At 63.2% G+C, this 5282-nt stretch carries 7 protein-coding genes; 2 read left to right on the forward strand and 5 right to left on the reverse strand.

The annotated features are described in order from the left end of the window. From EN969_RS15480 to EN969_RS15490, 3 genes are all read right to left on the reverse strand, one after another. Positions 1 to 263, reverse strand: a 263-nt coding sequence (locus EN969_RS15480; protein WP_164758274.1) for a putative quinol monooxygenase, incomplete at its 3' end; no start/stop codon positions are given. A 62-nt stretch (positions 264 to 325) separates the two neighbouring features. After that, positions 326 to 1105, reverse strand: coding sequence for an SDR family oxidoreductase (locus EN969_RS15485; RefSeq protein WP_013529934.1), 780 nt, complete (start codon positions 1103 to 1105; stop codon positions 326 to 328). 125 nt (positions 1106 to 1230) lie between these two features. Then, positions 1231 to 1668: a DsrE family protein gene (locus tag EN969_RS15490; RefSeq protein WP_013529935.1), complete on the reverse strand. Its 438-nt coding sequence runs from the start codon at positions 1666 to 1668 to the stop codon at positions 1231 to 1233. A gap of 102 nt (positions 1669 to 1770) precedes the next feature. Here EN969_RS15490 and EN969_RS15495 point away from each other — a divergent pair, with 102 nt between their 5' ends. Further along, entirely contained in the window at positions 1771 to 2889 is a 1119-nt protein-coding gene (locus EN969_RS15495) for a hypothetical protein (protein WP_013529936.1), read from the forward strand. A 19-nt stretch (positions 2890 to 2908) separates the two neighbouring features. After that, a complete protein-coding gene (locus EN969_RS15500; protein ID WP_013529937.1) occupies positions 2909 to 3115 on the forward strand; it encodes an AbrB/MazE/SpoVT family DNA-binding domain-containing protein in 207 nt (68 codons plus the stop codon). A gap of 202 nt (positions 3116 to 3317) precedes the next feature. Here EN969_RS15500 and EN969_RS15505 read toward each other — a convergent pair whose 3' ends face one another. Together EN969_RS15505 and EN969_RS15510 are read right to left on the reverse strand one after the other, a co-directional pair. Further along, complete coding sequence (locus tag EN969_RS15505) at positions 3318 to 4265, reverse strand: cation diffusion facilitator family transporter (RefSeq protein WP_013529938.1); 948 nt, start codon at positions 4263 to 4265, stop codon at positions 3318 to 3320. A gap of 5 nt (positions 4266 to 4270) precedes the next feature. Further along, positions 4271 to 5282 (reverse strand): chorismate-binding protein (locus EN969_RS15510; RefSeq protein ID WP_164758275.1); only part of this gene is annotated, 1012 nt, incomplete at its 5' end.

Below are 5282 nucleotides of genomic sequence, written 5' to 3' on the forward strand. Positions count from 1 at the left end.
GTCTCGACCTGGAATTCGAAGCCGGCGATGAACGGCCGCGCCTTGGCGATCGCTGCCTGGACTTCGGGAAGCTGCAGCGAGGCCTTGTGGCTTTCGGCGTCGGTCCACACTTCGGTGACCCAGATCGCGTCGGCATCGGCGGGATCGCGCGCGATGATATAGCTCAGGCAGCCCGACAGGGCGCCGGTGCTGGCGCGCAGGAGGTCCATGACCGCGTCGCGCTGGCCGCGCGACGCCCGCATCTTGCCGATCAGTCCGTACATTCCGTTGTCTCCTTTGAGGTTTTCGACAAGAGCGTGCAGATCGCCAGTATGGCGATAGCCGTTCAAGGCATCAACTGGCCGCCATTCACCTCGATCACCTGGCCGGTGATGTAGCCGCTGAGAAGGTCGGAAGAGAGGAACAGATAGGCGCCGACGCAATCCTGCGCCGTGCCGGCGCGTCCCTGCGGAATGGTGGCGACCATGCCCTTGATCTGCTCGTCGGTCGAATAGCGCTCGTGGAACGGGGTGAGAATGGTGCCGGGCGCCACCGCGTTGACGCGGATGCCGAAGCCGATCAGCTCCTTTGCCATGCCGCGCGTCACATTGGAGACGAAAGCCTTGGCAGAGCCGTAAAGCCCGGCGCCGCCGCCGGCACCATTGCGGGCGGCGATCGAGGAGGTGTTGACGATGAAGCCGCCCTGTTTCTTCAGCCACGGGATCGCCTTGCGCGAAGCAGTCAGCACCGAACGGGCGTTGAGGTCCATCACCGCATCGTAATGCGCCTCGGTCTGCTCGGCATAGGGGATGCGGCCGAGCATGCCGCCGGCATTGTTGACCAGCCCGTCGAGGCGGCCGAAATATTGCGCACTGTCCTCGACGACGCGCTCGACATCGGCGGCAACGGAGAAATCGCCCTGGACGAGAAACACCTCGCCGCCCTTGTCGGCAATCGTCAGGCCGAGCTTCTCGGCGGCGTCGCGGCTCGAGTTATAATGCAGCGCCACCTTGCATTTCTGCGCTGCATAGGCCAGCGCGAGCGCCGCCCCGATGCCGGTCGATGCACCGGTAACCAGCACTGCCTTGCCGGCAAGATCGGGTATGCTGAGTGTGGTGGCTGGCACGGTTCTTCCTCCGGGATGTCTGCCTGCCCTTCGTAGGCCCTTGCCACCCCGGTGTTCAAGCCTTGGAGCAATTCAAGGAAAAGTGTGAGCGCTTTCCCCGGGGGATTTGCGTCAAACAAACCGCTCTACGGACGCAGATAGGCGTAACCCTGGCCTTGCAGTTCGGCGAGTTTGACGACGCCGCCCTTGTCGGCGGCATGAAATCCGGCGAGCAGGTCGGGGAGTGTGATGTCCATGCCGTGCATGGTGTTGGCGCAGGCGTGGGGTTCCAATCCCTGCTGCACCAGGCCGGCGAAGCGCCCGGAAATCGCGGCCGATATGCCTTTCGACTTGAAGGCCGCGAGCGCGGGACCATGCACGACCAGCACGATGTCGACCTTGCCGCCGGTGCCTTCATAATGGTTCTTGATGTTGCCGAGCACGAAATTGACCTTGTCGGTGTCGCTCAAGTGGTAGGCGACTTTTTGCCTTGTGGGCTCGGTGGCGGCTGCCTGTGCTGCCCGCAGACCGAGAAGCGTTCCGGTTCCGGCAAGAACCGTGCGGAACATGTCGCGCCGGCGCATGGCATCCTCCTCCGCTTGGCGGCTGACCGCGAATTGCGTGACTCCAGCCGCAATACTAGCATAAATTGCCGTTGCGTCCTTTCGATGCGGAGGAGAGGTCACATGGCGTTGAAGGAATGGGCGTTTGGGTTGGGGGAATGGAAGACGGTTGCCGGCGCCGGGTTTTGCGCCGTGCTGCTCGGCGCGCTTGCCGGATCGGCCTCCGCCGACGATGCGCTGAAGCTTACCGAACTCAGTCCGAACGGCGCTGATGCCTGTTTCGGCCGCGTCTATGATGGGGCGCATCTCAAGGCGCACCCGAAGCAGAAGGTGGCGCGGATCTTCTTCTACTACGGCCATGATCCGGTCAGCCGGCCGAACGAGGAACCGACCGGGAATTCCGACACGTCCTACAATGCCTTCATCGCCACCACCGTGCGCGGCGCCAAGTCGCCTGAATGGGCCGGCGGCTGGTGCAATCATGCTTCCGAGGACGGCAAGACGGGCCCGGTCCATTGCGGCATGGAATGCGACCGGACGCTTGCGTCGCTGAAGGTCGATGACAAGGGTCGGCTGTTCCTCTCGGATCTGCAGCCCGACATCTATCTCGATGCCGGATCAGAAGAGGAGCTTGGCGCAGCGGAATATGACAGGCGGGCGCTCGGCTCGGAGGATGACAATTTCCGCCTCGACCCGATGCCGGCAGCGACCTGCCAGGCGGAGTTCGCGCGCATCGACCCAGTCGCCGCTGCGCTCGGAGCTCCGCTACGCGAGCGGCTGAAGCCGGACCAGGCGTTCTGCTATGGGCGCGACTACGATGCAGCGCATCTCGGCTCGCACCCCGATCAACTCACCCAGTCGATCCGGGTTTTCCGCGGCAAGGTAGAACTGGCGTCCTTCGCCTCGGGCGGTGACACCGCCAATTGGCCAGACGGCGCCGACATTGCCGTTACCGTCACCACACGGCAGAAATCGGCCAAGGTGACGCAGACCTATTCCTGCCAGGGCGAAGCCGACCAGTGGCGCTGCGCGGCCAGCACGAAGATGAGCAATTTCTCCTGCGACATCGCGCAGAAGGAGATTTTCCTCAAGCGTGGCGCCAACGGCACGATGATGCTGGCCAACCCAAACAGCGCGCTTGCAATCGTCGACCTGTGTTCGAAGGCGGACGCCGGAAAGACGAAATCCGACGACAAGGTCTATCGGCTGCAGCCGATGCCGCAATCGGCCTGCTCGCCTTGAGCTTCAATGGAGGGCGCGAATGGATAAGGCAAAAGTCTTTTGGTCTGGCGGATCGCAAGCAGTACGCATGCCGAAGAAATACCGTTTCGATACCGGCGAGATTTCAATCCTTCGCGAGGGCCGAGCGGTCGTTCTCGAACCGCTTGCGCAGGATTGGGTCTGGCTCGACAGTTTGACCGGGCCACTTGACGACGATTTTGTTGAGGCAGCTTTGGAAGGCCGATAGAGACTGGCGGCGCAGACCATAGGATCCATGCGTGACATCTGAGCGCTGCTGCGGTGCAGAATTCTGTTCCGCTGCACTCTACGGACAAGGTCGCGGCATGGATCTTCGGGTCTCCGCGACGGAGCTTCGCTCCTGCTTCGCCCGTGGATGACGAAGTCGAGAAGCTTCGGTTAATTTTCCCAAGTCGCTACAGGAAATCGCCTCAGGCAAACGGCACGGCGGTTGTGCCCTTCGGCAGCTTGGCCTCGTCGTCGGGCTCGACGTGGATGGTGACGCGCACCGAGGGGATTTCGGCCTTCAGCGCGTCCTCGATGCGGTCGCAGATGACATGGCTGGCGCCGACCGACATGTCTGCGTCGACGACCAGATGAAACTCGATGAAGGTGGCGCGGCCGGCGATGCGCGTCTTGAGGTCGTGCACTTCAAGCGCGCCCTTGCAGTTGGCCGAGATGACGTCGCGGATGCGCATGTGCTCCTGGGTGTCGACGGCGCGGTCCATCAGCCCGTTCATCGACGAGCCGATGACATGCCAGCCCTGCCACAGAATGTTCAGCGCCACGAGGACGGCAAGTGCGGGGTCGAGGATCTGCCAGCCGGTCAGGATCGCCCCGACCAGGCCGCCGAAGACCCCGATCGAGGTCACCACGTCGGTCATGATGTGGTTGCCGTCGGCGACCAGTGCCGGTGATTTCTCCGCCCTGCCGGCGCGGATCAGCGTCCAGGCCCAGAAGGCGTTGATAATCGTGGCAACGCCGTTGACCGCAAGACCTTCCCAAGGCTGTTCCAAGGGTGACGGAGTCTGCCAGGAGCGCCAGACCTCGTTGAGGATCAATAGCGCGGCAAGCACGATCAACACGCCTTCCAGCACTGCCGAGAAATACTCGGCCTTGTGATGGCCGAAGGGATGATCCTGGTCGGCCGGCTTGTGGCTGATCTGGATCGCCCAGAAGGCGGCGACCGAGGCGATGACGTTGACGATCGATTCCAGTGCGTCCGAATAGAGTGCGACTGAGCCGGTGACGTACCAGGCGGCAGCTTTCAGCGCGAGCACGACAAAGGCGACGATAATCGACCAGAAGGCGAGGTTCGCGACCTTGCGCTTCGCGGCCGCCTTGGCCGCGATCGCCATCGTGTTCTCGGCTTCGGCCATGATCGTCAGGCGGCCTTTTCCTTGGCCTTGCGCGGCAGGTGGGCGACGATGTTCTCGATGATGCGCATGCCGGCATTGTGCCCGAGCGTCATGATCGATTCCGGGTGGAATTGCACTGCGGCGATCGGCTCCTTGCGGTGCTCGAAGGCCATGATGACGCCGTCCTCGGTCTCGGCCGTGACGATGAAATCGTCGGGCAGCCGCACCGGATCGGCAAAGATCGAGTGGTAGCGGCCGACGGTGACTTCCTTGGGCAGGCCGGAGAAGATGATGCCGGGCTTGGAGACGCGGATGCGCGACGGCTTGCCGTGCATCGGTATGTGCAGCTGCCGCAGTTCGCCGCCATAGGCCTCGGCCAATGCCTGCAGGCCAAGGCAGACGCCGAAGATCGGCAGTTCGCGGGCGCGCGCCTTCTTGATGGTTGCGGCGCAATCGAAGTCCTTCGGCGTGCCGGGGCCGGGCGACAGCACGACGAGGTCGGGTTTCAGCCGGTCGAAGACTTCCTCATGCACCGGCGAGCGAACGGTCGAGACGTTGGCGCCGGTCTGGCGAAAATAATTGGCCAGCGTGTGGACGAAACTGTCCTCGTGGTCGACCAGCAGGATGTTGACGCCGTCGCCGACGCGCGCGGTGGTGCGCTCGGTGCTGGCGGAATTGCCTGTCTTGGCGTCGCGGATGGCGGAGAGCATGGCGGATGCCTTCAGTTCGGTTTCGGCTTCTTCTTCCTCGGGAATGCTGTCGAACAGCAATGTGGCGCCGGCGCGCACTTCGGCAATGCCGTCCTTGATACGGATGGTGCGGAGCGTCAGGCCGGTGTTCATGTCGCCGTTGAAATTGACCATGCCGATCGCGCCGCCATACCAGGCGCGCGGGCTCTTCTCGTTCTGCTCGATAAAGCGCATGGCCCATAGCTTCGGCGCGCCGGTGACGGTGACCGCCCAGGCATGCGACAGGAAGGCATCGAAGGCATCCATGCCTTCGCGCAGCCTGCCTTCGATGTGGTCGACCGTATGGATC

Origin of the sequence: Mesorhizobium sp. M7A.F.Ca.CA.003.01.2.1 (assembly GCF_003998945.1) — a bacterium.
In the GTDB taxonomy this organism is placed as follows: domain Bacteria; phylum Pseudomonadota; class Alphaproteobacteria; order Rhizobiales; family Rhizobiaceae; genus Mesorhizobium; species Mesorhizobium ciceri.

Coding starts and splice junctions, on each gene's coding strand:
- EN969_RS15490 (WP_013529935.1), bottom strand. CDS start 1,668: ATGCGCCGGCGCGACATGTTCCGCACGGTTCTTGCCGGAACCGGAACG.
- EN969_RS15495 (WP_013529936.1), top strand. CDS start 1,771: ATGGCGTTGAAGGAATGGGCGTTTGGGTTGGGGGAATGGAAGACGGTT.
- EN969_RS15500 (WP_013529937.1), top strand. CDS start 2,909: ATGGATAAGGCAAAAGTCTTTTGGTCTGGCGGATCGCAAGCAGTACGC.
- EN969_RS15505 (WP_013529938.1), bottom strand. CDS start 4,265: ATGGCCGAAGCCGAGAACACGATGGCGATCGCGGCCAAGGCGGCCGCG.